Genomic DNA, 25,184 nt, shown 5'->3' with positions numbered 1-25,184 from the left:
TAGATGATCGCGAATTACGCCCCTAGAGCATCTTTTTTCGATTGAATTGTATTCAAAAGGGAAGAGACGGTGCTAAGCCGTTATGTAAATAAGGTGGTAGGCTTTTTTGGTCTGCAACTAGGGTGGTAACGCGATAATCAAAATCGTCCCTTATTTGAAGGGGCGATTTTTTTATGTTTTCAACCTTCACGCCAGTAATGAACTTAAAGGAGAGTATGTAGGATATGGGTATTTTACAAGATCTTGAATTTCGCGGTCTAATTAATCAGCAAACAGACGCTGAGGGCCTTGAGCAATTATTAGAAAAAGAAAGCGTTAAATTATACTGTGGTTTCGACCCGACAGCGGATAGCTTACACATCGGTCATATGTTACCAGTATTAATGTTACGTCGTTTCCAATTAGCTGGTCACCAACCAATCGCACTTGTTGGCGGTGGTACTGGTATGATCGGTGACCCAAGTGGAAAAAAAGCGGAGCGTACATTAAATACGAAAGATACAGTTGCTTACTACACAGAAAGCATTAAAAACCAACTTTCAAACTTCTTAGAGTTTGAAAACGTGGACAACCCAGCAACGATGGCTAACAACTATGACTGGCTTGGTAACTTAGATGTCATTTCATTCTTACGCGATATCGGTAAAAACTTCGGTTTAAACTATATGTTAGCAAAAGATACAGTAGCATCTCGTTTAGAAACTGGTATTTCATTTACTGAGTTTAGTTACATGATTTTACAATCATACGACTTCTTAAACTTATACCAACACCATAATTGCCGCCTACAAATCGGTGGTAGTGATCAATGGGGTAACATTACAGCTGGTCTTGAATTAATCCGTAAATCAGAAGAAGATGCGAAAGCATTCGGTTTAACAATTCCACTTGTTACAAAATCTGACGGTACGAAGTTTGGTAAAACAGAAGGCGGCGCAATTTGGTTAGACCCAGAGAAAACAACTCCTTACGAGTTCTACCAATTCTGGATTAACACAGATGACCGCGACGTTGTTAAATACTTAAAATATTTCACATTCTTATCTCATGAAGAAATTCTTGAGCTTGAGAAACAAGTAGCTGAAGCACCAGAAAAACGCGCAGCACAAAAAGCATTAGGTGCGGAAATGACAAAACTTGTTCACGGCGAAGAAGCATTAGAGCAAGCGATTAAAATTTCAGCTGCATTATTCAGCGGTTCTGTAGCAGAACTGACTGCAAGCGAAATCGAGCAAGGCTTCAAAGACGTACCATCTGTAGAACGTACTGCAGAAGATACAGTATTAATCGACTTACTTGTAGAAAGCAAAATCTCTCCATCAAAACGTCAAGCACGTGAAGATGTAACGAACGGCGCAATCTACGTAAACGGTGAGCGTACACAAGCATTAGACTACGTTGTAACAGAAAAAGACCGCATCGAAGGTAAATTCACAATCATTCGCCGCGGTAAAAAGAAATATTTCTTAATTCGTTACTAATTAGAAACGAATATAAACAAATAGTACCCCGAATTGTAGGCTGAAAAGTTTATGATTCGGGGTTTTTTATGTATGGATTTAAATCGCTGTATCTTTTCTTTTAAATAGAATATAAAGAGTTAATATGAGCATATAAAGTAAGCTAATTAACATAACGATAAATGCTGTCGGATAAAATTTTGCTGCATATATAAAGAAATCAATTTGATAAATATCTTCGTAATTAGAAACGGTGCCTTTGAAGTAATTCGTAAACTTAGCGCTATATTTCCATTCATCAGGATCATCTATTAAATTACTCCCCTGATACCAATTAATAAGCGCGGAAGTAATAAACAACATACATGCACTGCCTAACTGAACCATTTGGTTTATTGTCAAAATGAATCAACCTCCTATTTTATGGTTATTATAGCGTGCATTCATATACTTGTAACCATTTTGTTGTAATCTCCTTTTCGAGTTCATACGGAAATCACATGTAAGCGGTATGATAAATGTATAACAACTAGAAAGGAGTGGTAAAACAAAATGTCACTAGAAGCGCTCATTATTTTTTCTTTGCTAAATGCGGGTCAGCTTGCAGAGAATTCGAAGGTTGATGTACATAAAGAGCAGAAAGATGCTTATGTATATGTTCAGAAAGAGGGAAATAAATAATTTTATTTTATATATAAACGAAAAAAGAAGGTGTCCAAAAAGTCAGTGAAAATGGTTTTTGAGAGATACCTTCTTTTTGGTATACACATATTATTTTTAATGGTTTCTTGTACAAATATTGATAAAAGAGCTAGTTGAATGTTGGTATTTACATAACTAAAGTTATCGGCAGTCATTTTGGTTTTCGTATGCAAATTCTATACATTGTGGAGGTACCTTCTCGAAGGCCCTACCCTCATAATACATGCATCGCATGTATTATGAGGGTAGGGGGGTGTGAAATGTCTAGGGGAATTTATAAATATTACATAATAAAAGTCACAGCTCGTGTGAGTGTGACTTAAATGTTTTTTTTTGCTAAATTGTCCCCTTCTTCATGGGGCTTATGTATATATTGGAAACCGTATCCAGCTTTCATAACTATTTCCTCAGTCTTTTCAAAAAACTCTTCACCGTACTCAGTACAACGATATTTTCCGTGTATGCTAATAACAAATTGTCGTCCCTTAGCATCAGGATACATTTCATATATCGCTCCACTTTCAATAACTCCTAAGTAAGCATAAATCTTCTCTATCAATAAAGATACGTGTTCTTCTTCGTCTGACCAATCCTCTTCATCAGCAATAATAAGATGAACATATCCTGTTTCTTTTTCAACGGCTAATAAGTCTATTTGTTCTAATTCTCTTAAAGACATATATACACCTCATTATGCTTCATTATATAAGCAGTCTAAGAAATCCACAAAAGTGTTACTGATTACTGCCATTTCATCTAAATCCATTCCCATTAAAGGTATTTCAATTATTTGAGTTTCCCCGCCTTTTTCAAAAAAACCGTAAGCTGCATTCCCACCGTCTGAACCAAACAAAGTGACTCCTGGTGCAAATTCTTTTACTTCGTAGCCCTCGTTATGCTGTATTAAAACATCAATTGACCACAATTGTAGATATCCATTTTCACCAATTGCACCTTCTGCACCGTTTGATTCTAGCATAAAAGAAATATAGTCTGTTGGAAAACTTATATTCAATTGAGATTCAATTACAGTGATATTTTCTAATGATGTGGGTTGTTCCAAATCCATATCTTCAATGTATTTATGAAATATATTATCCATGATTATTCATTCTCCTTTAGCTTTTTTAACTCTCTCATAAGTCTGTTCCAATAGTTATTATACTGATAGTGTTCTGTGGGGGATAATGGAAGTTTATTTGCTAAATCTGTAGGACTACCGCCGTATTTTACGGGGTGAACTTCATGGATTTGTTTCCCTTTAAATTCAGGGTTTTCTCTATGAATCTTCCTATTAGCACTATTTGCGGCTTTTCTTGCTTGGTTATATTCTTCACCTTCTAATAATCTAAATGGACCATCAGGTTTCGGACCATTTTCAGGATAACCATGCCAACTTCGGAGGGTTAATTACATATAAACTCACTATCAAAGTAAAACTTGTTTATTAAATTGTTTAAGTAACTTATTATTTTGTAAAGGTATTAACATATCTCAAAAGCAAACTTATCCATATTCCAACTGAAAGGGCGATTAAATGATAATTAGAGAAGGCATTGAAGTAACTAAAATAACCTTAGATGGTTATGAATTACCGATTTCAGAAGGATATTCTGAGTTTCTACTTCGTGCTGGATATTGGAGGTACGATGAAGAAATCGAAAAAATAAAGCGTGATGAAATTCTAGCGTATTATGACAGAAAGGTTGTTCTGGAAGATGGTAAGTTGTGTACGATACTTATTTACAAAGGGAATAAAAAGAAAAGGGATAAAAAATCATGAATAAAAAAGAAAGTCTTATGGAAAGAAAAGAACGTACTATATACGATAACTCACCAAGTAAAAAGTGAACGCATAGGAGAAATATTTGTTCACTTTTACTTCATTCTTTACGTTAAATATAATTCATAATCCCCATCAATACTGCTTGGATCTCCGAATGTTTCCACGTATAGATTACACGCTTTTGTAAACCTATTTTTTTAATGCAAAGTGGTAACCTGCTTTGGTTATGACTTCTTGTAATACTAAACGCTCGAAGCCCTTTTCTTTTGCGAATGTTTTAAACCATTCAAGAATAATGCTTCCTTTTCCTGGATTACTTGGTGTAATGCTTATAGCAGCAGCTCATGAGCTTGCTCACATATTAATTCATGAGCCTTATCTGGACTTATCTACGTTGTCTAAAGATGAAGAAAGGGAAATGGAACAGCAGGCAAATGATTTTGCTAGTGCATTTCTACTACCTAAGGAGCCTTTTATTAGAGATGTTAGTATGTTTCCGATTGATCTAGACCATTATGTCTTTATGAAGAAGAAGTGGCATGTTTCTGTGGGAGTAATGATTAGAAGAGCATATAATTTAGGGGTAATTACTTTCAATCAATATTCATATCTGCAAAGACAAATGAGTAAAAATGGTTGGAGAAAAAAAGAACCATTAGATGGACAATCTAAGCCTACAAGTCCAGTTTTAATTAAAAAATCAATTCTTGCATTGTTTGAAAATGATGTTTTTGATGGCAATAGCATTTTAGAAGAACTTTCAAGTGAGTATCAATTAAGTCTACGTGAAGATATGTTTGAAGCATTAACTGGTTTAGCAGAAGGTACACTGGCTAACTTTAGAAATGATAAATCTAATGTTGTATTGGCACTAAAAAGAAATACTAACACTAGATCGAATAAGACAGTATAAAATGGATTAGGTAATGAAGAAAGCCGCTCATTTTTAGATGGGCGGCTTGTCCTTTAATATTTTATTTTTCGTCTTTCTTATAGTTCCAAGCGATCTCTACTACTTCTTCGGGTGTCAATTCTCGCGCATCCCAGAAAATCAGATCTCCCGCACCAGGATAAGGAACATTTTCCTCGAAAATGTCTACAGCTTCACTAACTTCTTCCTCTGTCATATTAAGTTCGTATATTTTTTTTACAAGCTCAAGAACTTCATGTTTAGTTAATTTTTGAGTCATTGGTCTCCTCCGTTTCAAATTTTATGTTTATCCTTTTTTTCCAAAGTGATATTTTGGATCTAAAATATTTTGATGCATTTTTGGAGATACAATAATCAAGTTATCAAGATCGTATACTTCGCCACCTTGATGAATAGGTTGTTTGTGGTGCAAGATAAAAGTCTTATGATTTCCGTATCTCTCCGAACTCGGACAAAATGGTGCATATCCTTTTTCCATAAGTTTAATGTTCATAGAATTAAATTCTTTTGCATAACTTGACTCAGCAACGGTTTTCCAAAACTCTTTTCTAAATTCATCAAACGAACTAAATTCTCTTCCTACTAATTTTTCTCGAACTTCTTGAGGAATAACACCAATAGCACCATCATTAAACATTAACTGCTTTTGAGTACTTAAACTTCGTTCAAGATTAAAGCTTGAAGTCACTGCACCCGGTGAATTTCTTTTTACTGCACTTGAAGTTTTCGCAAACGAATATGTATCTAAAGGTTTAATAGTATCTACTTTATAATCTATTTTACCATAAGCAACGGCCGGTTCTAAACGAATTCCGAATCGAAAGGCCGACATAGATGGTAAATCTTTACCCCACCTTACGCCATTACCTACAGCACCAGCACCTTTGGTACCAACTGCAAGGATCGCCAAGGAAGTCGCTCCATATGCTAACGATTCTACATAGCTTTCTGTATCACCGTATTCTACGTTCTTTATATACCAGTCAGACAAAACGTTTCGCATATCATACATCTTTTGAATTGCTTCGTTTTTTTCATGATTCAGTGTTCCGATAGGGTCATTCCACAGGCCTCTAATAAATTCGTATTTATCTTTAAATTCCTCTTTCTTGTCATGAACAGAACTCTCCACAAAGTCCATGATTCCATCTTTCGCGTCTTCGAATGTTCCTTTTGGGTCATCAACTAAGTTTCCGAAAAAGTCTAATACTTGTTTTCCTGCTTTTTCAAGCGGCTCAATAAGCTGATCTCCTGCTGCCTTCCCACTTCCTCTCTGAAAGGCTGTCCAGATTTTATCAACTGGATTATATTCACCGTATGCTTTTTCATCCGCTTCACGAAATTTTTTCGCAATTCTTCTTAATTCTAACTCTGTGAACGTTAAATGTTTTAAGTATGACTCCATCTGCTTTTTCGCTTCAAAAAAATCAGCATAAAAGCGTTGTTGCGATGTTCCAATCCACTGCATTTGTAAATTGAAAATGATTAGTGTAAGATCTTGAATGGTTCTTTCACTATCTCCCTTTGCCCGTGCTACAGAACTTGCAATTTCCTCTAATCTTTCAGGAGTAACTCGTATTTGCCCCAATTGATTTGTTCCCCCCTTCTTTTTTGTGTGTATAAAATTACCAATACAAGTATAGCAAATTTATAGAGGGGGATTGCGGAAAAATATGTAATAGAGAAACGAAATACAAAAAATTCAATTTATAGATATTTTAAAAATCGAAACATCTAGCTAGTGGGTTTGAGTCACCACTTTTGGGGAGTGAATTAAATTAATTGATGAATATCCGAAAATAGATAAGTGAATTTTCACTAGTCAGACTCACTGTCCAAAATTGGACTACGAATGAGTTTTCGTTCCTGAAATTTTAGGGGCGAAATATTTTTTATTAATATACTTACACTTACCAATTTCTATACACACGCCAGCCTTTTTATTGTGGCCCCAAACTGGCCCCAATTACATTCTTTTTTATGCTTTATCTTGCATTATCAAATAAAATAAAAAAAGCCCAGAATCCTTGAATTAACAAGGTTCCTAAGGCTTTTAATACGACTCTTTTCAGAGTACCAAGATTAACGAGAGTAGAACTCTACGATTAATGCTTCGTTGATTTCAGCTGGTAACTCAGCACGCTCAGCGTGACGAGTGTAAGTAGCTTCTAATTTGTCAGCATCGAAAGTTAAGTATTCTGGTACGAAGTTGTTAACTTCGATCGCTTCTTTAACAACAACAAGGTTGTTAGATTTTTCGCGAACGCTGATAGTTTGACCAGGTTTTACACGGTAAGATGGGATATCTACGCGAGCGCCATCAACCATGATGTGACCGTGGTTTACTAATTGGCGAGCTGCACGACGAGTGCGAGCTAAGCCCATACGGTAAACTAAGTTGTCAAGACGAGCTTCAAGAAGGATCATGAAGTTTTCGCCGTGCTTACCAGGCATTTTACCTGCTTGGTCAAATGTGCGACGGAATTGACGCTCAGTCATGCCGTACATGTGACGAAGTTTTTGTTTCTCTTGTAATTGTAAACCGTATTCTGAAAGTTTCTTACGTTGGTTAGGACCGTGAGGACCTGGTGCGTAAGGGCGTTTTTCTAATTCTTTTCCTGTGCCGCTTAGAGAGATTCCAAGACGACGAGACAGTTTCCAAGCTGGACCTGTATAACGAGCCATAGTTGACTCCTCCTTTAAAATGTTTTTATTTACGTAAAATAAAAACAGACGTAATCGATATTTACGGGCATTTTGTTTTCATGTACCTTCGCTCCAGCAGCAGGGAGTTACGAGATACACCTCCGCAGAGGAACAAAATACAAACGATAAACTCACATTACAAGGCTGCCTTTTTATTTTACACAAACGCTATTATATCTTTTACCCAGAGTTTCGTCAAGCGAGTACGTTTTTGTTTTATGCATATAAATTTTGGAAATGAACAAGAAGGAATTTAAAACGATATAAAAGAAGAGATAGAAACACAAATAAAACGCTTACATAAAATGTAGTAAAAACGTTCATCAAATTTTTGTTGGTGAATATGCGGCAATAAAAACATAAAAGGGGATGTTTTTATGAAAAAGAAGCATATGGAGACAGCGTTAATTCATCACGGTTATACATCAGAGGAACATAAAGGAAGTTTGACACCGCCTTTATTTCAAACGTCTACATTTACATTTGAGACTGCGCAGCAAGGAGAGGCGAGTTTTGCGGGAGTGGATCCATCTTATATTTACTCAAGACTTGGAAATCCGACTGTGAAATTATTTGAAGAACGTATGGCGGTGTTAGAAGGAGGAGAAGAAGCGCTTGCTTTCGGATCCGGTATGGCAGCTATTTCCGCAACGTTAATTGGTTTTCTAAAAGCTGGAGATCATATTATTTGTTCAAATGGATTATACGGATGCACATACGGCTTTTTGGAAGTGTTGGAAGAAAAATTTATGATTACGCATTCGTTTTGTGATATGGAGACAGAGGCTGATATTGAAAATAAAATTCGCCCAAATACAAAGCTTATTTTCGTTGAAACACCGATTAATCCGACAATGAAATTAATTGATTTAAAACGAGTGATTCGGGTTGCGAAGCGAAATGGTTTACTTGTCATTGTTGACAATACGTTTTGTTCACCTTATTTACAAAGACCGCTTGAACTTGGCTGTGACGCCGTTGTTCATAGTGCGACAAAATATATTGGTGGTCACGGTGATGTTGTAGCGGGTGTAACAATTTGTAAAACGAGAGCGTTAGCTGAAAAAATTCGCCCGATGCGAAAAGATATCGGCGGTATTATGGCACCGTTTGATGCGTGGTTATTGTTACGCGGATTAAAGACACTAGCGGTAAGAATGGACCGCCATTGTGATAATGCAGAAAAAATTGTATCGTTCCTAAAAAATCATGATGCGGTAGAAGGTGTTTGGTACCCAGAAGGAGAGTTAGCATCTCGCCAAATGAAACGTGGGGGCGGCGTTATATCTTTTTCAATTAAAGGCGGGAAAGAAGAGACGCAGGCGTTTATTAATGACCTTCACTTTATTACAATTGCGGTAAGTTTAGGAGATACAGAAACGTTAATTCAGCACCCGGCAACGATGACGCACGCTGCGATTCCAGCTGAGTTAAGACAAGAAATGGGCATTTATGATAATTTAATACGTTTATCTGTCGGTTTAGAATCGTGGGAGGATATCGTTTCTGATTTAGAGCAAGCGTTAAAGAAAATATCTACTGTTAGTAATCAATAAAAAAGAGCCAGCTATCGGTTTTGTACGTCATGTACTTAATCGATAACTGGCTCTTTTTTGTTACATATGTTTCAGGAGTGTTTCCACAAACTTTTCTAAATAGCGCTGATCTACTTCGTCGAAACGATCTTTTTCAGGACTATCAATATCAAGTACACCAATGACATTCCCATCCTTAATAATCGGTACGACAATTTCTGAATTTGAAGCACTGTCGCAAGCGATATGCCCTGGGAATTGGTGGACGTCTGCTACAAGCTGCGTTGTTTTCGTTTCAGCTGCAACGCCGCAAACGCCTCGTCCAAATGGAATGCGCACGCAAGCAGGCATTCCTTGGAATGGTCCAAGAACAAGCTGATTTCCTTCTGTTACGTAAAAGCCAACCCAATTAACGCGATCTAAAAATTGGTTTAATAATGCGGACGCATTTGATAAGTTTGCGACTACGTTTGATTCGCCAGTTAATAATGCATCCAGTTGTTTTATTACTGTCTCATATTGCTGCACGCGAGATCCTGCATAACTTTCTTTAGTAAACATGGAAACAGCTCCTTTTTTATCGAGATGTGTAAAATATTAGCAAAATACGATGTATTTCACATGACTTTGTCGATAGAAAATTAAAGGAATTTGTCTTAAAAGTCAAGAAATTTACACTATAGCTGTTCAGTGAGAGGAAGTGAGCGCATGAAACAGACGAAACAAAAAGTAATCGATGCGGCAATATCGTTGTTTAACACGAAAGGGTATGATGGAACGTCGGTGCGAGACATTGCAAAGCGAGCGGATGTGAATGTAGCGAATATTTCATATTATTTTGCTGGAAAGCAAGGTCTATTAGAGCAGCTTATTACTGATTTTTTAGAAGGATATATTCATGTGATTGAAATGTCGTTTGAACAGAGAGAATATTTGTCAGCTAAAGATGTGATGGTGCAAATGGTACGCGGGATTTTACGATATCAATTTGAAAATAGGGAACTGACACGTTTTTTTTACCGAGAGCTTTCGCTTGATACGACATTAATTCGCGAAGTGATGACTGTTTATTTTTCTAAAGAAAGATATTATATAGAGCAAATAATTAGACAGGGACAAATGAAACAAGAATTTAAAAAGGTATCTTTTACAATGTTTATGACGCAATTAAAAGGCATGATGAATATGCCGTTTTTATATCCGCAATATATATCAGAAGTGCTGCATTCTTTTCCATCTGAGACCTTTTTCTTAGAAATGTACACGAAAGAAATTGAACAATGGATAGAACAAACATTATGTATAACGAATATGTATTATGAATGGCCAAGAGCTGTTCATATGTGAGAAATCCCCACCTAACGAACGGAGGTGGGGATTTTTGTGCTTTCTTTTCTTTGCCATAAATTGTTGCATAATAGCGCGATAATTGTTAGTGAGGCTCCGACAACTTCAATTTTGTCGACTGTATAACCTCGAAAAATGGAACCAATAAGTGCAAGCACAGGAACTAAATTCATAAATAATATGCCGTTAATAGATGAAATATGGCGATTTCCTGCGTTCCAGCAAAATACTGCGATAACGCCTGCAATAATCGACATATATAAAAGTTCAAAACGAACGTTCATAATTGTACGTAGTGCCGGTATAGTAATGACGTTTGTGTAAGTAAAGAAAGTGACAATAACGATGAGTGATATTGAGCCAAATAAACAAGTTAACGTCGTGTACCTCAGTGGTGACCAAGATTGAAAACGAGCACCACCGCTTGTATAAATAACCCAGCAAGTAACGCCGCACAGCATAAGTATATTTGTTGAAAGGTGACTGGCAGCTCCAAATAATAAGTGAATATTTCCTTTTGAAATGACAAGCATAACACCGATAAGTGCAACAAACATATAAAGGAATGTGTAGTTTTGTGGACGTTTGTTTTTTGTTAGCCACTGCAATAATAAAGCGATGAGTGGCATAAGAGACTGAATCATCGCGGCATGGATGGCTCCAGACGGTCCGGCAAGTTGTTGTCCGTAGAAAACGAGAAAACCATATCCTGCGAAACCGACTGTTCCGTAAAAGAGTAACGAAAGTGTTTTCTTTTCTAAGCGGAGTGACTTTGTCCCTTCGGTAAGTAATAGCAGAATAAGAAAAATAATAGCTGCTGATCCATAGCGAATCGTTGTGAAGAAGAACGGATCGATAAACTGTAAGGCGTTTGCCATGACAGGAAACATAAATCCCCAAGCCGTTACGGCAAGTAAGCATAGGAGGGATCCGAGTAGCATTTGTTTTTTGTTCAAGAGTATCTTTCCCCTTTACATTTCGTTATAGTAAGTTGATGAAATAAGTATAAAGAGTAATTGTTTATAGGAGGAAATATCGATTTCTTATAACGGTTATAACTTTTTGTTAGAGGTGTGTACGATGGATTTGGAGGCAGTACGATCGTTTATTGAAGTGAAAAATACGCGAAGTTTATCAAAGGCGAGTAAAATTTTACATATTTCTCAGCCGGCGCTTAGTAAACAAATTCAAAGGTTAGAGGCGGATTTAGAAGTTACTTTACTGAAGCGTTCCGCGCAAGGAGTGGAGTTAACGGAGGCTGGAGAGTTATTTATAAAAAGAATGTTACCGATTTTGGGACACATACATGAAGTGAAAGCCGAAATGAAGAAGTTTCAAGAGAAGAGGAACATTTCTATAGGGATATTGCCAAGTTTAGCAGCACATTACATAGCAAAATGTAAAGATATATTAGGTGACGGGTTCGAAATAGAATGGAAAATTGAGCATACGAAAGTACTGATAGGACTTTTTAAAGAACGGAAGATTGAAGCGATGTTCATCGATTCAGTAGTAGAAGGTGCTACGTGTATAAAAGAAATACGAGAAGAAAAAATTGTGTGTGTCGTTTCAAATGATCATCTTTATAAAGAGAAAACAGTAATTCGAATGGAAGATTTGCAAAATGAAAAGTTAATCGTATACCCAGAAATCTGCGATGTAAGGAAAATGATTACGAATCTGTTTCAAGGGATAGGTGCGAAACCGATTATTGCATTTGAAACTTCTTATGCAGAACCGATGCTTGCGATGGTCAGTGCTGGACTTGGCATCACGTTACTTCCAGAAATATTAGTAGAGCAAGCGGTAAGGCAAGGAAATGTGCATGCGATTTCTATTGAACCGCCACTTGTACGTAAAATATATTTCGCATCTCATATGGAAGAAGGCCCTTTGCTGCATTCATTTGATGAGGAGAGGTAATCCAAACGGAATATTGAGAAAGATTACAATTGCATTGAAAGAAACATGAAATTTTAAAAAAACTAGGTCAAAAACAAACCATTACATGGTATGATTAGTACATTGTTAGTTGTTAAATATAGGGGAATTCCCTTTTTATACATAATGCCTTCCATTTCATAAACGGAACGGACAAAAAAAGAGATATAACTAGGAGGCTTTTTTGCATGGATTCTATCCTGACGATCGTTATCATTGTAGTAAGCTCTATTCTAGTGCTGCTCATGATAGAGCTTGTGATAAGAAATCGTTCATATAAAGATATTGAAGCACTTGAGCAGTGGAAACAAGAGATAAAAGATAAACCTGTGGCAGATGAACTAAAACGGGTGAAAGATTTAAATATGACGGGTCAAACAGAAGAACTGTTTGGTAAATGGCGTGAAGAATGGGATGAAATTGTATCAACAACCATTCCGAAAGCTGAAAAAGATTTAGCGCAAGCGCGAAAATTCGCCTCGCAATTCTCCTTCCGAAAAGCAAAGCATGCGATGAATGAATCCATAAGTGGTTTAGATGACGCTGATAATCGTATTACAGACATTTTAAATGAATTACAGCAATTGTTAGAAAGCCATGAAAAAAATAGCTCGGAAATTGAAGGGTTACGTGATACATATCGTAGTATGAAGAAGAGTGTTCTTGCTCATAGACATATGTATGGAGCAGCAGAGCAGAAAATCGAAGAGATGCTAGACGCTGAATCTGAGAAATTTAAAACCTTTGAAGAAGCAACAAATAATGGTGACTATTTAAAAGCGAGAGAAATTGTTATTAGTTTGGAAGAAGGTTTAGCAGATTTAGAAATCATTATTCACCAAATTCCAGATTTATTGGTGGAGTGTCAAGCGACGTTACCGGTTCAGCTGGAAGATTTATTACACGGACATAATGATATGGTAAGACAAGGTTATGTATTAGAGTATTTGGAAATCCCTAAAGAAGTTCGCGATATGAAGAAACAACTACAAATATGTTTAATGGATATACAGGAGCTTCACATAACAGAAGCGGCTGAAAAAGTAGAAAACTTAAAAACAAGTTTAGATAGCTTCTATGATCAACTAGAACAAGAAGTACATGCGAGACATTATGTGGAGCAAAAAACACTTTCTGTTTATGAAGACTTAGAAGAAATTCGCATTGAAACGATTGAAACAAAAGCAGAAACACAACTTGTGAAACAAAGTTATCAGTTACAAGATAAAGACATTGAGTCTCAAAAAGTAATTGAAAAGCAAATGCACATTTTAATGAAACGTTTTGAAATGCTGCAATTACGCGTTGCGGAACAAGATATTGCCTTCTCTATTATTCGTGAGGAACTAGAAGAGATTTATGAGCAATGTGAAACATTAAAAGTACTTCATGCAGAATATAAAGAAATGCTGCAAACGATGCGTAAAGAAGAATTTGAAGCGCGTGAGAAGTTACAAGAAATGCGAAATACTATTTTCGAAACGAAACGCTTTATGCAAAAGTCGAATTTGCCAGGGCTTCCAGAGAGCATTATGGAAGATTTAAAAAGAGGACAAATGGCAATGCAAGCTGTATATGAGCAATTAGAAGTGAAGCCGTTAAATATGAATGCTGTAAATAGCAGTTTAGAAGAAGCTTACAAAACTGTTAATGGTGTAGCTGAAATGACAGAAGAGTTAATTGGACAAGCGTATTTAGTTGAAAAATTAATTCAATATGGTAATCGTTACCGCAGTCATGATGAAAACCTTGCAGAGAGCTTAAATTACGCGGAGAAATTATTCCGTGAATATCAATACGATGCTGCTTTAGAACAAGCGGCTTCTGTACTAGAGCAACTTGAGCCTGGCGTTGTTCAAAAAATAGCTGAATATGTAGACAATGAACAAACCCTTTCATAAGGGTTTGTTTTTTTGTGTAATTTTGCAGGCGATGTTGCTATAATGAAGAGCGGAATACAGTAAGGTTATTCGTTTTAAAATATAACGGAACCTTTGAGTAGTCTTAGCGTAATGACACGTATTTGTGATATGATTATATGATGTGACAGCGCTGAAAGGGGAAGAACGATGATCTATTTTGATAATAGTGCGACGACAAAGCCATATCCAGAAGCTCTTCAATCGTACGTAACGGTTGCGGGGAAATATTTTGGGAATCCTTCTTCTATTCATTCGCTTGGAGGAGAGGCAGAGCGTCTATTAACACAATCAAGAACAATTGCAGCGCAGCTTCTTCATGTTAAACCTTCTGAAATTATTTTCACATCAGGTGGAACGGAAGGGAATAACCTTGCGATTAAAGGGATAGCGATGAGGAATCGTTCGCGCGGTAAACATATCATTACAACAAATATTGAACACGCGTCTGTGTTTGAAGCATATAAACAATTAGAAGATCTCGGTTTTGATGTAACATATTTACCGGTTAATGAGCATGGTGTTGTATCGGTAGAGGATGTAAAACGAGCGCTTCGTGAAGATACGATTCTTGTGTCAATTATTCACGTGAACAACGAGACTGGAGCAATTCAGCCTGTTGCTGAAATTGGAACGTTATTATCGAATTATCCGAAAATAAGATTCCATGTGGACCATGTACAAGGGATAGGAAAAGTACCGCTTAATTTATACGCTTCTCATATTGATCTTTGCTCAATATCTGGACATAAATTCCACAGTGTAAAAGGGACGGGTCTTCTTTACGTACGTGATGGCGTAAGATTAGATCCGATTTTATCAGGTGGTCAACAAGAGCTGAAGTACCGCTCTGGTACAGAAAACTTACCTGGCATTGTAGCGATGGTGAAAGCACTTCGCATGACGATGGAACAAGTGAAAGAAAAGGTAGCTCATTTGCAAAGCTTACAAGCAGAGCTTGTTCGTTTCTTTAAAGAGATGGAAGACGTAACGATCAATACGTCGCTTGCACACGCAGCGCCGCACATTTTAAATGTATCATTTGTAGGTTTAAAACCAGAAGTGGTCGTTCATGCTTTAGAAGAACACGGTGTATATGTATCAACGAAATCTGCTTGCTCTTCAAAAGCAAATGAAGTGAGCAGAGTGTTAGTGTCAATGGGAGTACCGCATGCGGCGGCTGCAAGTGCTATTCGCATTAGTTTGGCCCCAGAAAACACGATGGAAGAAGTAAAGCAATTTGAAGGTATTGTGAAAGAAACAATGCCAAAATTATATGAAGTGATGAGGTAAAGGAATATGATGACATATGAATATATTTTAGTTCGTTATGGAGAAATGACGACTAAAGGAAAGAACCGTTCTAAATTTGTAAGCACATTAAAAGATAACGTGAAGTTCAAACTGAAAAAATTCCCAAATATTAAAATCGATGCAACGCATGATCGTATGTACATCCAATTAAATGGTGAAGATCATGAAGCGGTATCAGAAAGATTAAAAGATGTATTCGGTATTCATAAGTTTAACTTAGCGATGAAAGTACCATCAGAATTAGAAGATATTAAAAAAGGTGCATTAGCAGCTTTCTTACAAGTAAAAGGCGATGTGAAAACATTTAAAATTACTGTACACCGTTCTTATAAGCATTTCCCAATGAGAACGATGGAATTATTACCTGAGATTGGTGGACACATTCTAGAAAATACAGAAGATATTACTGTAGATGTTCATAATCCAGATGTAAATGTACGTGTAGAAATTCGCAGTGGTTATAGCTACATTATGTGCGATGAGCGTATGGGAGCTGGCGGTTTACCAGTTGGCGTTGGCGGAAAAGTAATGGTACTTCTTTCTGGCGGTATTGATAGCCCAGTAGCAGCGTACTTAACGATGAAACGCGGCGTATCTGTGGAAGCAGTTCACTTCCATAGCCCACCTTTCACAAGTGAGCGCGCAAAACAAAAAGTAATCGATTTAGCACAAGAGTTAACGAAATACTGTAAACGTGTAACACTTCACCTTGTTCCATTTACAGAAGTGCAAAAAACGATTAATAAAGAAATCCCATCTAGCTATTCAATGACAGTTATGCGCCGTATGATGATGCGTATTACAGAGCGTATCGCAGAGGAGCGTAACGCACTAGCAATCACGACTGGTGAAAGTCTTGGACAAGTAGCAAGTCAAACGTTAGATAGTATGCATACGATTAACGAAGTAACAAACTATCCAGTTATTCGTCCGCTTATTACGATGGATAAATTAGAAATTATTAAAATCGCTGAAGAAATCGGCACATATGATATTTCAATTCGTCCGTACGAAGATTGCTGTACAGTATTCACACCAGCAAGCCCAGCGACGAAGCCGAAGCGTGAAAAAGCGAATCGTTTTGAAGCGAAATACGATTTCACACCATTAATCGATGAAGCTGTAGCGAACAAAGAAACAGTGGTATTACAAACGGTAGAAGTAGTGGCGGAAGAAGAAAAATTCGAAGAACTTTTCTAAAACCATAAATTACCATATCTAAAACGTGTATGAAGTCATGTTATTTATCACACTCTATACTCACAAGGAGGTGATATAACATGTCACGTAGCACAAATAAATTAGCGGTTCCTGGTGCTGAATCAGCATTAGACCAAATGAAATACGAAATCGCTCAAGAGTTTGGTGTTCAACTTGGAGCTGATGCAACAGCTCGCGCTAACGGTTCTGTTGGTGGTGAAATCACTAAACGTCTAGTTTCACTAGCTGAGCAACAATTAGGCGGTTTCCAAAAATAATCCCATATAAGATGGCTTAGAAAGAGCGGGTTCTCCCGCTCTTTCTTTTTTGTGTTGTGGCGCCATTTGTCGGTAAATCGATATATTTAATTTTTTTGTTAATATATTCTAAGTTGTGTTCGATATATTCGACAGAACTGAAAAATTTGTCAAAAGATGAGGGTTCAAAATTAACAGAAAATTCTTTATTATATAAGGGAGGCATAAAGAAAAAGGAGGATGTTTATGAAGAGAGAGGAATTGTTGGCACCACCGTCTTATAATTTAGTTTCTGAAATAGAGAAATATACAGGTGATAAAGAGAAGCTTGCTTTAATTTGGCAAGATGATAAAGGGAATCGACGAGAAGTTACATACGCTGAGTTAATGAAAGGTGCAAATAAAATTGGAAACGCTTTTATAAAGAGTGGTCTGCAAAAAGGGGACAAGCTCCTCATTATGATGCCGCGTTTAATTGAAGCATACATGACGTATATCGCTGCGATTAAAGCAGGATTTGTCGTAATTCCGAGTTCGGAAATGTTACGCAAAAAGGATATTGAATACCGCATTGGACACGGGGAAGTAAAAGCAATCGTAAGTTATGAGCCGTACATTGGACAGTTTGATGATATAGAAGCGATGGAATCTCTTCAAAAATTCGTTCTGAGCGAGCAGTCAGTAGATGGATGGATGAATTTAAAAACAGCGTTAGAAACAGAAAGTGACATGTTAGAGATGGCAAAGACAGATAAAGAAGATATGGTCTTTTTATCGTATACGTCAGGAACGACAGGAAATCCAAAAGGTGTTGTTCATACGCATGCGTGGGCATATGCTCACTTACGTACGAGCGCTCCAAATTGGCTCGGAATTGAAGAGAATGATGTTGTATGGGCAACGGCTAGTCCAGGATGGCAAAAGTGGATTTGGAGCCCGTTTTTAGCAACTCTAGGCTCGGGGGCAACAGGGTTTGTATACCACGGTAAGTTTGAACCAAAAACGTATTTAAATTTATTAGACGATAATAAGGTGAATGTGCTTTGTTGTACGCCAACTGAGTATAGATTAATGGCAAAGGTAGAAAATTTAAGCGAGTACAATTTAGAAGCGTTACATAGCGCTGTATCCGCAGGTGAGCCATTAAATAGAGAAGTCATTGAAACGTTCCAAAAGCACTTTCATATTACAGTGAGAGACGGCTATGGGCAAACGGAAAACACATTGCTTGTTGGTGTAATGAAAGGGATGGATATTAGACCAGGATCAATGGGGAAACCGACGCCAGGCAACCACGTTGATATTGTAGATGAGGAAGGGATGCCGGTAAGGGTAGGCGAAGTTGGTGATATTGCGGTTCACATTGAAACACCAGCCCTCTTTAAACAATACTATAAAGACGATGAGCGCACAGCGATGCAATTCCGCGGTGATTATTATATTACCGGTGATAAAGCAAAGAAAGATGAAGACGGCTATTTCTGGTTTGAAGGGCGCGGTGATGATATTATTATTAGCTCTGGTTATACAATCGGGCCGTTTGAAGTAGAAGATGCGCTCGTAAAGCACCCTTACGTGAGAGAATGTGCGGTTGTCGCAAGTCCTGATGAAATTCGCGGAAGTGTCGTGAAGGCATTTATCGTATTAAGAGAGAATATAGAAAAGAACGAAGAAACATTAATTCCAATACTCCAACAACACGTCAAAGAACTTACTGCACCATATAAATACCCTCGCAAAATTGAATTTGTAGATGAACTACCAAAAACGATTTCTGGAAAAATCCGCCGTATTGAACTTAGAAAACAAGAGATGGAGATTCCGTCAAAATAAATTTGAAAACAGTGAAGGAAATAGTTGAATGAAATGGCAAACAATGATAATATAAAAACGAACACAAGTTCGATTTTATAAATTAAAAAAAGAGGTGTCCGTATGATTTTAGGTATTAATCCGTACTTAGTTTTAGATGGTAGTGGGCAAGAAGCTGTACAGTTTTATAAAGAGGCGTTAGATGCAAAAGTGGAAGTCATGCAAACTTTTGGTGATATGCCTGAAAATCCAGAATACCCGGTTCCAGCTGAAGCGAAAGAACGCGTTTTACACGCTACTTTAAAAGTTGGTAATACGGATCTTATGATTTCTGATACATTCCCAGGTCAAGGGCATGCAATTGGATCTCAAGTAACAATCGCAATTCAAATTAGTAACGCGGAAAAAGCGAAAGAAGTATTCGATAAGTTACAAGAAGGTGGCGAAGTTATTATGCCCCTTCAAGAAACGTTCTGGAGCCCAGCATACGGACAAGTGAAAGATAAATTTAATATTGAATGGCAAGTTACAACGTCTACTACTGAACAAAAGTAATGTTTAGAAAAGCACCATGTTTTGGAATGGTGCTTTTTTTATACAATAAAACAAAGGAGATGAAATATATGGGGGAAATTTGGTATGGCGGCACCATTTACACGATGCGAGAAGAGAAAGAAAAAGTAGAAGCTATTTATGTTGAGAACGGTATGATTGTTGATGTCGGGAATAAGGATGAGTTAGAAAACCGATATGCTGTGGCTAAATTGCACGATTTAAAAGGCAAAACGATGATTCCAGGTCTCGTTGATAGTCATATGCATCTTATTGGGCATGGAGAGAGGTTACTTCGTCTAGATTTATCAAATTGCACATCATATAGCGAAGTGCTTACTCTCGTTCAAAAGCGCGTAGAAAAAGCACCAAAAGGTTCTTGGATTATTGGAGAAGGCTGGAATGAAAATAATTTTACAGATACAAAGCAAGTTCATGTACGTGATTTAGATGAAATCTCTAAAGAACATCCAATTTTATTAAAGCGAGTTTGTCGTCACGTTACATGGGTGAATTCATACATATTGCAAGAAGCGAACATAACAGAAATGACGCAAGACCCGAAAGGCGGGAAAATCGGTCGTGATTCATCAAATATGTTAACGGGACTTTTATATGAACAAGGGCAAGAATTAATTAAACATGTACAACCTGAAATTGATGAAGCTTATTTACAAAGGGCTTTGCAAACAGCGATTAAAGATTGTTGGCAATATGGCCTCGTTGGTGGGCATACGGAAGATTTAAATTATTACGGGGGCTTTAGAAAAACGCACAATGCGTTTTCTCATGTCATAAAGGATATGCCATTTAAAGCACATTTACTCGTTCACCATGAAGTAGCACATGAACGAAAAGAATATGAAAATGAACACTATATTGAATTTGGTGCGATGAAAATTTTTTCTGACGGTTCTTTTGGCGGAAGAACAGCTTTATTAAGTGAACCGTATGAAGATGCGCAGGAAACAAATGGAGTTGCAATCTTCTCGCGCAAAGAGCTTGCGGAGTTAGTGAAGAAAGCACGAGACTTACATATGCCAGTTGCGATTCATACAATCGGTGATTTATCTCTTGAATATGTCATTGATGCACTTGAATTATATCCACCAGCAAAAGGATTACGCGACCGCATTATTCATTGTCAGCTCGCTCGTGAAGAGTTGATTGAGAGAATGAAATATTTGCCGGCTATTATCGATATTCAGCCCGTCTTTCTGTCATCGGACTTCCCGTCAGTCATTGAAAAACTAGGCGAGCATCGTCTCCGTTATGCATACGCGTGGAAAACGTTACTAGAAGCAGGGTTACACTGCAACGGTGGTTCTGACGCACCCATTGAACAAGTAAATCCGTTTCTAGGTATATATAGCGCTGTTACACGTAGAAGTTTTATTGACGGTTTATGTTATATGCCAGAAGAAAGATTAACGGTATATGAGGCTGTTTCTTTATTTACAACAGGAAGTGCCTATGCGATTGGAAAAGAAGCGAAGCGAGGGCAAATTACAAAAGGATATGAAGCAGACTTTACGATATTAGACCGCGATATTTTTGAAATAGAGGCAGAAGAAATAAAAGAAGTACAGGCAGAAATGACCGTAATAGATGGCCGAGTCGTCTATAGAAAAGATGCGTAAAAATATATCAGCGATTATTGAAATATATCGACCGTAACTCGAAATATATCAGCGATTATTAAAATATATCGACTTATCGACAAAAACTGACAAGAATATCGGCCGGATAGCGAGAGGTTGTTGCTCGCGCCAATCGGGGTAAATAAATAACCGTAGAATTATGGGCCACCATAATTCTACGGTTATTTTAATACTATAAAAACGTTCTCTGTACTTTTTCCCAGAAAGAGTTGTTTTTTAATTTAACTGTTTTAATTTGTTTATCGCTTAAGCGTACAACAGCTTTTTCCACTTGTTTAATGCTAAGCGCTTCGTTATCCATGCCGATAACAGGATAATCGTTACCGTCTGGTCTTAGTTTTAAAGTTAATGTACGTTCGTGATTTAAAATGAACGGTGAACCAAGTGTACGATATGTGTTGTTATTTAAAGATGCCAATTCACTTACTTGGAAGCAAGGGATAAGCGGATCAACAACTGCACCACGTAACGATTTATTGTAAGCTGTACTTCCTGTTGGGGTAGAAACAACTAAACCGTCACCTCTAAAAGTTTCGAAATATAAATCATCAACGTGAACATCTACAACGAACGTTTTAATAATGCTAGAACGTAATGAGAACTCATTTAAACAATGGAAAGATGTGCTACCATCTACATCTACCTCAATTGTTGGATATTTTCGCACTTCAATTTCATTTTTTGTAATTTCTTGAAGGGCTGTATCAACGTGATCAATATGGAAATCGCAGTAGAATGAAATTTCATCTTTCGTAGAAATCCCTGCGTATAAGCAATCTTCCCTAAAACCAGTTTTACGAACGGCTTGTAAGAAAGTTGCATCATCTCCAACACTGACGATAGCGTTTGCATTTTTTGGATGATCTAATATGGTGAATCCATTCTCTTCTAAAATACGATAGATTGGTTTCATTTTTTCAACGAGCTTTGCTTTGTCATCACCATAAAAGAAAAATAAATTGCGACGATCTGCCATTATGTATCCCTCCACTGCAGTTAAATTTTCTATGCTTCGTGCTACATATCATTAGAGTCCGTTCCCTGACGATATGTTCAAATAATATATTTCGATATAAATTGTCAAAATACCTTTTTATTTTTAGAAAAATTTTTATATTCAATCTTATAAAACTCTGTTTAATGATGAATAAAGTTGTCGATAATGGGTACGGAGTGAAAGGATGATACGTATGAAGTGGCTCATAATTGGAATAATAATTCTTCTCCTTTTTATTTTGTTTATACTATTGTCGAAAATAAAGCTTAAAGTGACATTTTTATATTCAGAAATGGAAAAGCAATGTTTGCTTCAAGTGAAAATATGGATGATCCGATATACATTTGATGTGTTGGAAAGAATTGAAAAACAGCAGAAGAAAACAGGACAAAAAATCGAAAAAGCTGAAGAGGACGGCGGAATTGATAATAAAATTATGGCACAACTTGATAGTATGGGGGAACTGATAAAAAAGCTGCAAGAAGTTCATACTATCGTTAAAGATTTTCTCAAACGAGTGAAAATCAATGGTTGGAAATGGCATACGCAAATTGGAGCAGGCGACGCAGCTAGTACTGGAATTGTCACCGGATATGCATGGGGGACAAAAGGGATGGCTGCTGGAGTTGTAGGACAATATATGCATATTGTCGACGTACCAGAATTTGAAATTACTCCTGTTTTTCAAGGGAAAGGATTTGCATCAAGATGTGAGTTAACAGCATCTTTTCGTATATTCCGTACTATAAAAACAGCGGTGAAATTACTCGTGTTTATGAGAAGACAAAGATCTGGTACGACAGAAAAATCTGTTCAAGCATAGGGGGGATATAGAATGGACCATCCAATTCAAGGTTTAATGACAACTGCAATGCAGCATTTAAAACAAATGACTGATGTAAATACAATTGTCGGCGATCCAATTAAAGCTGCTGATGGAAGTGTAATTCTTACCGTTTCAAAAGTTAGCTTCGGATTTGCGGCTGGTGGAAGTGAATTTGGTAAAATAGAACATTCAGGCCGCCATCCATTTGGCGGGGGAAGCGGTGGAGGAGTTTCTATTAATCCTGTTGCTTTTCTTGTTATAAATGGAGAAGGCGTAAAAGTGTTGCACTTAGATAAGCAAACACACGTCATCGATAAAATAATTGAATTAGCGCCACAAGCTGTTGATAAAGTGAAAGAAATGATGGATAAACGAAAAGAAGACGATCCTGAATTTCAAATTTAACGAATAAAGAAGCTGATCAATAGATTAGCTTCTTTAATTTTTTTGTAAATAAAGCGATTTTATTTGCATTATCGATAGGGACAAACTATCATTTACATTGTACATATTTTGTTTAAATAAGGGAGGATTTTCAAGTGGCAAACGTAACTTTTAAAGGTAACCCAATGACTTTAGTTGGAACAGAAGTTAAAGTTGGCGATCAAGCGCCAAACTTCCAAGTGTTAGCAAATGACTTATCTCCAGTAAGTTTAGAAACATACAAAGGTGAAGTGAAATTAATTAGTGTTGTACCTTCAATCGACACAGGTGTGTGTGATGCACAAACACGTCGTTTTAACCAAGATGCAGCAGGTATTGAAAACGCGAAAGTATTAACAATTAGCGTTGACTTACCATTTGCTCAAAAACGTTGGTGTGCAGCAAACGGTTTAGAAAATGTTGTTACACTTTCTGACCACCGTGACCTTTCATTCGGTGAAGCTTACGGCTTAGTAATGAAAGAGCTTCGTTTACTTGCTCGTGCAGTATTCGTAGTAGATAGCAATGACAAAGTAGTTTACGTAGAATACGTAAGCGAAGGTACAAGCCATCCAAACTATGAAGCAGCATTAGAAGCAGCAAAAGCTGCAAAATAATGTGAACGAAGATGACCTCTTTGTAAGAGGTCGTCTTCTCTCATATATTGCTATATGGAATCGATATACGAGAGAAGACGTTACATCATACATCACTAAAAAGGGAGCTCTAAAAAAGAGGTCGCTTTTTCTTTTGGGAAAAAATCAGATTATGGTATGATATAAGTTATGTGTAAAAGAGAGAAGGAGGAATGTACGTGAGTCAGACAGTAGAAACTTTATTTTCTATTTTTGATTCTTCTGCGGTAGTTTTACGTAAAGAATTAGATGTAACATATTTAGAGGCGCTTGTAGAAACAGGGGATAACTTGTTTGAAGGAGCGATTTTACAAGAGGAATTATCAGAATCAGCAATTGAAAGGCTGAATCGTGAATATAGTACGTTTAATGAAGAAACATATAAAGGTGAAGAAATTCGTAAAGCATTTCAGTTAGCCATCTTAAAAGGAATGAAGGAAGGCGTACAAGCGAATCACGAAATGACGCCTGATGCAGTTGGTATGTTCATGAGCTACTTATTCCATAAATTTATGAAGGGTCAAAATGAAATTACTGTGTTAGACCCTGCAATTGGAACGGGTAACTTGATGACGACAGTTTTCAATAGTGCTCAAGAAAACATTACGATGAGTGGATTTGGTGTAGAAGTGGACGAAGTGCTAATTAAACTTGCTTTAGTAAATGCGAATTTACAAAAGCATGCAATCGAATTCTTCCATCAAGATGGACTAGCACCGCTTTATATCGATCCAGTTGATGCAGTCGTTTCAGATTTACCGGTTGGTTACTATCCAAATGAAATCGGTGCAAGTGAATATAAGTTAAAAGCAGATGAAGGAATGTCATATGCCCACCACCTATTTATTGAACAAAGTGTGAAACATACGAAAGAAGGCGGATACTTATTCTTCCTAGTACCGAACTTCATTTTTGAAAGTGATCAAGCACCGAAATTGCATGCATTTATTAAAGAAACATGCTTTATTCAGGGGTTATTACAGCTACCTGTTTCCATGTTTAAAAACGAGAAAAATGCAAAAAGTATATTTGTTCTCCAAAAGAAAGGTCCTAGTGTAACGATGCCAAAACAGGCGTTATTAGTGGAGTTACCTAAATTCTCCAACATGAAGGCGATGGAGGACATTATGGACCAATTAAATACTTGGTTTGCAACGCATAAATAAGGCTAGGTATATGT

27 protein-coding genes, 1 pseudogene and 1 other annotated feature (1 of these 29 running past the window's edge) are annotated in these 25,184 nt (G+C 37.0%); of the genes and pseudogenes, 18 read left to right on the top strand and 10 right to left on the bottom strand.

Annotated elements, in window-relative coordinates; all coding sequences use genetic code 11:
* Positions 1-154 (top strand) — a binding site (T-box leader); it begins 75 nt to the left of the window's first position.
* A gap of 70 nt (positions 155-224) precedes the next feature.
* Complete coding sequence (tyrS, locus tag ACTFSI_RS24585; RefSeq protein ID WP_000512078.1) at positions 225-1,481, top strand: tyrosine--tRNA ligase; 1,257 nt, start codon at positions 225-227, stop codon at positions 1,479-1,481.
* A gap of 78 nt (positions 1,482-1,559) precedes the next feature.
* Here tyrS and ACTFSI_RS24580 read toward each other — a convergent pair whose 3' ends face one another.
* Positions 1,560-1,862 (bottom strand): YjdJ family protein, encoded by a 303-nt coding sequence (locus ACTFSI_RS24580; protein ID WP_000154631.1) that lies wholly within the window; start codon positions 1,860-1,862, stop codon positions 1,560-1,562.
* Between the two features lie 150 nt (positions 1,863-2,012).
* Between ACTFSI_RS24580 and ACTFSI_RS24575 the strand changes: the two genes are divergently transcribed.
* Complete coding sequence (locus ACTFSI_RS24575; RefSeq protein WP_044790658.1) at positions 2,013-2,141, top strand: hypothetical protein; 129 nt, start codon at positions 2,013-2,015, stop codon at positions 2,139-2,141.
* Positions 2,142-2,481: 340 nt separating this feature from the next.
* On the opposite strand, the gene ACTFSI_RS24570 is transcribed toward ACTFSI_RS24575, so the two are convergent.
* Complete coding sequence (locus ACTFSI_RS24570; protein WP_044790657.1) at positions 2,482-2,841, bottom strand: DUF6572 domain-containing protein; 360 nt, start codon at positions 2,839-2,841, stop codon at positions 2,482-2,484.
* Positions 2,842-2,853: 12 nt separating this feature from the next.
* Positions 2,854-3,264 carry an SMI1/KNR4 family protein gene (locus ACTFSI_RS24565; RefSeq protein ID WP_044790656.1) on the bottom strand — a complete coding sequence of 137 codons (411 nt, stop codon included), beginning with the start codon at positions 3,262-3,264 and terminating at the stop codon, positions 2,854-2,856.
* A 435-nt stretch (positions 3,265-3,699) separates the two neighbouring features.
* On the opposite strand from ACTFSI_RS24565, the gene ACTFSI_RS24560 reads away from it, so the two are divergent.
* Positions 3,700-3,945 (top strand): hypothetical protein, encoded by a 246-nt coding sequence (locus ACTFSI_RS24560; RefSeq protein ID WP_044790655.1) that lies wholly within the window; start codon positions 3,700-3,702, stop codon positions 3,943-3,945.
* Between the two features lie 107 nt (positions 3,946-4,052).
* Here ACTFSI_RS24560 and ACTFSI_RS24555 read toward each other — a convergent pair.
* Positions 4,053-4,284: pseudogene (locus ACTFSI_RS24555) on the bottom strand (N-acetyltransferase); the annotation flags it as partial.
* Between ACTFSI_RS24555 and ACTFSI_RS24550 the strand changes: the two are divergent.
* Entirely contained in the window at positions 4,175-4,861 is a 687-nt protein-coding gene (locus tag ACTFSI_RS24550) for an ImmA/IrrE family metallo-endopeptidase (RefSeq protein WP_306821675.1), read from the top strand. The pseudogene ACTFSI_RS24555 and the gene ACTFSI_RS24550 overlap by 110 nt on opposite strands.
* 61 nt (positions 4,862-4,922) lie before the next feature.
* Here ACTFSI_RS24550 and ACTFSI_RS24545 read toward each other — a convergent pair whose 3' ends face one another.
* The 3 genes from ACTFSI_RS24545 to rpsD all read right to left on the bottom strand — a co-directional run bounded on the left by ACTFSI_RS24545 (position 4,923) and on the right by rpsD (position 7,564).
* Positions 4,923-5,138 (bottom strand): bacteriocin immunity protein, encoded by a 216-nt coding sequence (locus ACTFSI_RS24545; protein ID WP_044790654.1) that lies wholly within the window; start codon positions 5,136-5,138, stop codon positions 4,923-4,925.
* Positions 5,139-5,165: 27 nt separating this feature from the next.
* The gene (locus ACTFSI_RS24540) at positions 5,166-6,467 is read right to left on the bottom strand and encodes a WXG100 family type VII secretion target (protein ID WP_265153007.1); all 1,302 of its coding nucleotides are present in this window, start codon (positions 6,465-6,467) and stop codon (positions 5,166-5,168) included.
* 494 nt (positions 6,468-6,961) lie between these two features.
* A complete protein-coding gene (gene rpsD, locus ACTFSI_RS24535; RefSeq protein ID WP_000135311.1) occupies positions 6,962-7,564 on the bottom strand; it encodes a 30S ribosomal protein S4 in 603 nt (200 codons plus the stop codon).
* Positions 7,565-7,962: 398 nt separating this feature from the next.
* On the opposite strand from rpsD, the gene megL reads away from it, so the two are divergent.
* The gene (gene megL / locus ACTFSI_RS24530) at positions 7,963-9,141 is read left to right on the top strand and encodes a methionine gamma-lyase (RefSeq protein WP_044790653.1); all 1,179 of its coding nucleotides are present in this window, start codon (positions 7,963-7,965) and stop codon (positions 9,139-9,141) included.
* Positions 9,142-9,201: 60 nt separating this feature from the next.
* On the opposite strand, the gene ACTFSI_RS24525 is transcribed toward megL, so the two are convergent.
* Positions 9,202-9,681, bottom strand: a complete 480-nt coding sequence (locus ACTFSI_RS24525) for a GAF domain-containing protein (protein ID WP_000494333.1) — start codon at positions 9,679-9,681, stop codon at positions 9,202-9,204.
* A 147-nt stretch (positions 9,682-9,828) separates the two neighbouring features.
* Between ACTFSI_RS24525 and refZ the strand changes: the two genes are divergently transcribed.
* A complete protein-coding gene (gene refZ / locus ACTFSI_RS24520; RefSeq protein WP_440045700.1) occupies positions 9,829-10,467 on the top strand; it encodes a forespore capture DNA-binding protein RefZ in 639 nt (212 codons plus the stop codon).
* Between the two features lie 11 nt (positions 10,468-10,478).
* Here the strand turns inward: refZ and ACTFSI_RS24515 are convergent, their stop codons facing one another.
* Positions 10,479-11,423: a DMT family transporter gene (locus ACTFSI_RS24515; RefSeq protein ID WP_440045699.1), complete on the bottom strand. Its 945-nt coding sequence runs from the start codon at positions 11,421-11,423 to the stop codon at positions 10,479-10,481.
* A 124-nt stretch (positions 11,424-11,547) separates the two neighbouring features.
* Between ACTFSI_RS24515 and ACTFSI_RS24510 the strand changes: the two genes are divergently transcribed.
* From ACTFSI_RS24510 to ACTFSI_RS24475, 8 genes are all read left to right on the top strand, one after another.
* Positions 11,548-12,390, top strand: coding sequence for a LysR family transcriptional regulator (locus ACTFSI_RS24510; RefSeq protein WP_242260626.1), 843 nt, complete (start codon positions 11,548-11,550; stop codon positions 12,388-12,390).
* 206 nt (positions 12,391-12,596) lie between these two features.
* A complete protein-coding gene (gene ezrA, locus ACTFSI_RS24505; RefSeq protein WP_000377295.1) occupies positions 12,597-14,309 on the top strand; it encodes a septation ring formation regulator EzrA in 1,713 nt (570 codons plus the stop codon).
* Between the two features lie 168 nt (positions 14,310-14,477).
* Positions 14,478-15,620, top strand: a complete 1,143-nt coding sequence (locus ACTFSI_RS24500; RefSeq protein WP_138320984.1) for a cysteine desulfurase family protein — start codon at positions 14,478-14,480, stop codon at positions 15,618-15,620.
* Positions 15,621-15,626: 6 nt separating this feature from the next.
* Positions 15,627-16,841, top strand: a complete 1,215-nt coding sequence (gene thiI / locus ACTFSI_RS24495; protein WP_000989284.1) for a tRNA uracil 4-sulfurtransferase ThiI — start codon at positions 15,627-15,629, stop codon at positions 16,839-16,841.
* An 80-nt stretch (positions 16,842-16,921) separates the two neighbouring features.
* The gene (locus ACTFSI_RS24490; protein WP_000091639.1) at positions 16,922-17,119 is read left to right on the top strand and encodes an alpha/beta-type small acid-soluble spore protein; all 198 of its coding nucleotides are present in this window, start codon (positions 16,922-16,924) and stop codon (positions 17,117-17,119) included.
* A gap of 225 nt (positions 17,120-17,344) precedes the next feature.
* Positions 17,345-18,931: an acyl-CoA synthetase MbcS gene (mbcS, locus tag ACTFSI_RS24485; protein ID WP_044790649.1), complete on the top strand. Its 1,587-nt coding sequence runs from the start codon at positions 17,345-17,347 to the stop codon at positions 18,929-18,931.
* Between the two features lie 102 nt (positions 18,932-19,033).
* Positions 19,034-19,465, top strand: a complete 432-nt coding sequence (locus tag ACTFSI_RS24480) for a VOC family protein (RefSeq protein WP_000600363.1) — start codon at positions 19,034-19,036, stop codon at positions 19,463-19,465.
* 68 nt (positions 19,466-19,533) lie between these two features.
* The gene (locus tag ACTFSI_RS24475) at positions 19,534-21,102 is read left to right on the top strand and encodes an amidohydrolase (protein ID WP_440045698.1); all 1,569 of its coding nucleotides are present in this window, start codon (positions 19,534-19,536) and stop codon (positions 21,100-21,102) included.
* 193 nt (positions 21,103-21,295) lie between these two features.
* Here the strand turns inward: ACTFSI_RS24475 and ACTFSI_RS24470 are convergent, their stop codons facing one another.
* Complete coding sequence (locus ACTFSI_RS24470) at positions 21,296-22,099, bottom strand: NAD kinase (protein ID WP_000785168.1); 804 nt, start codon at positions 22,097-22,099, stop codon at positions 21,296-21,298.
* A 205-nt stretch (positions 22,100-22,304) separates the two neighbouring features.
* Between ACTFSI_RS24470 and ACTFSI_RS24465 the strand changes: the two genes are divergently transcribed.
* From ACTFSI_RS24465 to ACTFSI_RS24450, 4 genes are all read left to right on the top strand, one after another.
* The gene (locus ACTFSI_RS24465) at positions 22,305-22,943 is read left to right on the top strand and encodes a DUF2953 domain-containing protein (RefSeq protein ID WP_041184147.1); all 639 of its coding nucleotides are present in this window, start codon (positions 22,305-22,307) and stop codon (positions 22,941-22,943) included.
* A 12-nt stretch (positions 22,944-22,955) separates the two neighbouring features.
* Complete coding sequence (ytfJ, locus tag ACTFSI_RS24460; protein WP_000350002.1) at positions 22,956-23,351, top strand: GerW family sporulation protein; 396 nt, start codon at positions 22,956-22,958, stop codon at positions 23,349-23,351.
* A 134-nt stretch (positions 23,352-23,485) separates the two neighbouring features.
* Positions 23,486-23,986, top strand: a complete 501-nt coding sequence (gene tpx / locus ACTFSI_RS24455) for a thiol peroxidase (RefSeq protein ID WP_000024530.1) — start codon at positions 23,486-23,488, stop codon at positions 23,984-23,986.
* Positions 23,987-24,183: 197 nt separating this feature from the next.
* Positions 24,184-25,170 carry a class I SAM-dependent methyltransferase gene (locus tag ACTFSI_RS24450; protein ID WP_000084356.1) on the top strand — a complete coding sequence of 329 codons (987 nt, stop codon included), beginning with the start codon at positions 24,184-24,186 and terminating at the stop codon, positions 25,168-25,170.
* The last annotated feature ends 14 nt before the right edge of the window (positions 25,171-25,184 follow it).

The organism is Bacillus cereus group sp. MYBK101-2 (genome assembly GCF_051918845.1).
GTDB classification, from domain to species: domain Bacteria; phylum Bacillota; class Bacilli; order Bacillales; family Bacillaceae_G; genus Bacillus_A; species Bacillus_A paranthracis.
The sequence above is the reverse complement of the archived record's forward strand: the minus strand, read 5'-3'. Positions and strand labels throughout refer to the sequence as shown.

Bases quoted from the DNA above. Each gene is read 5' to 3' on its own strand.
- ACTFSI_RS24510 (WP_242260626.1), top strand. From the start codon at position 11,548: ATGGATTTGGAGGCAGTACGATCGTTTATTGAAGTGAAAAATACGCGA.
- ACTFSI_RS24525 (WP_000494333.1), bottom strand. From the start codon at position 9,681: ATGTTTACTAAAGAAAGTTATGCAGGATCTCGCGTGCAGCAATATGAG.
- ACTFSI_RS24560 (WP_044790655.1), top strand. From the start codon at position 3,700: ATGATAATTAGAGAAGGCATTGAAGTAACTAAAATAACCTTAGATGGT.
- ACTFSI_RS24570 (WP_044790657.1), bottom strand. From the start codon at position 2,841: ATGTCTTTAAGAGAATTAGAACAAATAGACTTATTAGCCGTTGAAAAA.
- mbcS (WP_044790649.1), top strand. From the start codon at position 17,345: ATGAAGAGAGAGGAATTGTTGGCACCACCGTCTTATAATTTAGTTTCT.
- ACTFSI_RS24475 (WP_440045698.1), top strand. From the start codon at position 19,534: ATGGGGGAAATTTGGTATGGCGGCACCATTTACACGATGCGAGAAGAG.
- ACTFSI_RS24575 (WP_044790658.1), top strand. From the start codon at position 2,013: ATGTCACTAGAAGCGCTCATTATTTTTTCTTTGCTAAATGCGGGTCAG.
- refZ (WP_440045700.1), top strand. From the start codon at position 9,829: ATGAAACAGACGAAACAAAAAGTAATCGATGCGGCAATATCGTTGTTT.
- ACTFSI_RS24470 (WP_000785168.1), bottom strand. From the start codon at position 22,099: ATGGCAGATCGTCGCAATTTATTTTTCTTTTATGGTGATGACAAAGCA.
- ACTFSI_RS24545 (WP_044790654.1), bottom strand. From the start codon at position 5,138: ATGACTCAAAAATTAACTAAACATGAAGTTCTTGAGCTTGTAAAAAAA.
- ACTFSI_RS24490 (WP_000091639.1), top strand. From the start codon at position 16,922: ATGTCACGTAGCACAAATAAATTAGCGGTTCCTGGTGCTGAATCAGCA.
- megL (WP_044790653.1), top strand. From the start codon at position 7,963: ATGAAAAAGAAGCATATGGAGACAGCGTTAATTCATCACGGTTATACA.
- ACTFSI_RS24565 (WP_044790656.1), bottom strand. From the start codon at position 3,264: ATGGATAATATATTTCATAAATACATTGAAGATATGGATTTGGAACAA.
- ACTFSI_RS24480 (WP_000600363.1), top strand. From the start codon at position 19,034: ATGATTTTAGGTATTAATCCGTACTTAGTTTTAGATGGTAGTGGGCAA.
- ezrA (WP_000377295.1), top strand. From the start codon at position 12,597: ATGGATTCTATCCTGACGATCGTTATCATTGTAGTAAGCTCTATTCTA.
- ACTFSI_RS24465 (WP_041184147.1), top strand. From the start codon at position 22,305: ATGATACGTATGAAGTGGCTCATAATTGGAATAATAATTCTTCTCCTT.
- thiI (WP_000989284.1), top strand. From the start codon at position 15,627: ATGATGACATATGAATATATTTTAGTTCGTTATGGAGAAATGACGACT.
- ACTFSI_RS24550 (WP_306821675.1), top strand. From the start codon at position 4,175: ATGACTTCTTGTAATACTAAACGCTCGAAGCCCTTTTCTTTTGCGAAT.
- rpsD (WP_000135311.1), bottom strand. From the start codon at position 7,564: ATGGCTCGTTATACAGGTCCAGCTTGGAAACTGTCTCGTCGTCTTGGA.
- ACTFSI_RS24500 (WP_138320984.1), top strand. From the start codon at position 14,478: ATGATCTATTTTGATAATAGTGCGACGACAAAGCCATATCCAGAAGCT.
- ytfJ (WP_000350002.1), top strand. From the start codon at position 22,956: ATGGACCATCCAATTCAAGGTTTAATGACAACTGCAATGCAGCATTTA.
- tyrS (WP_000512078.1), top strand. From the start codon at position 225: ATGGGTATTTTACAAGATCTTGAATTTCGCGGTCTAATTAATCAGCAA.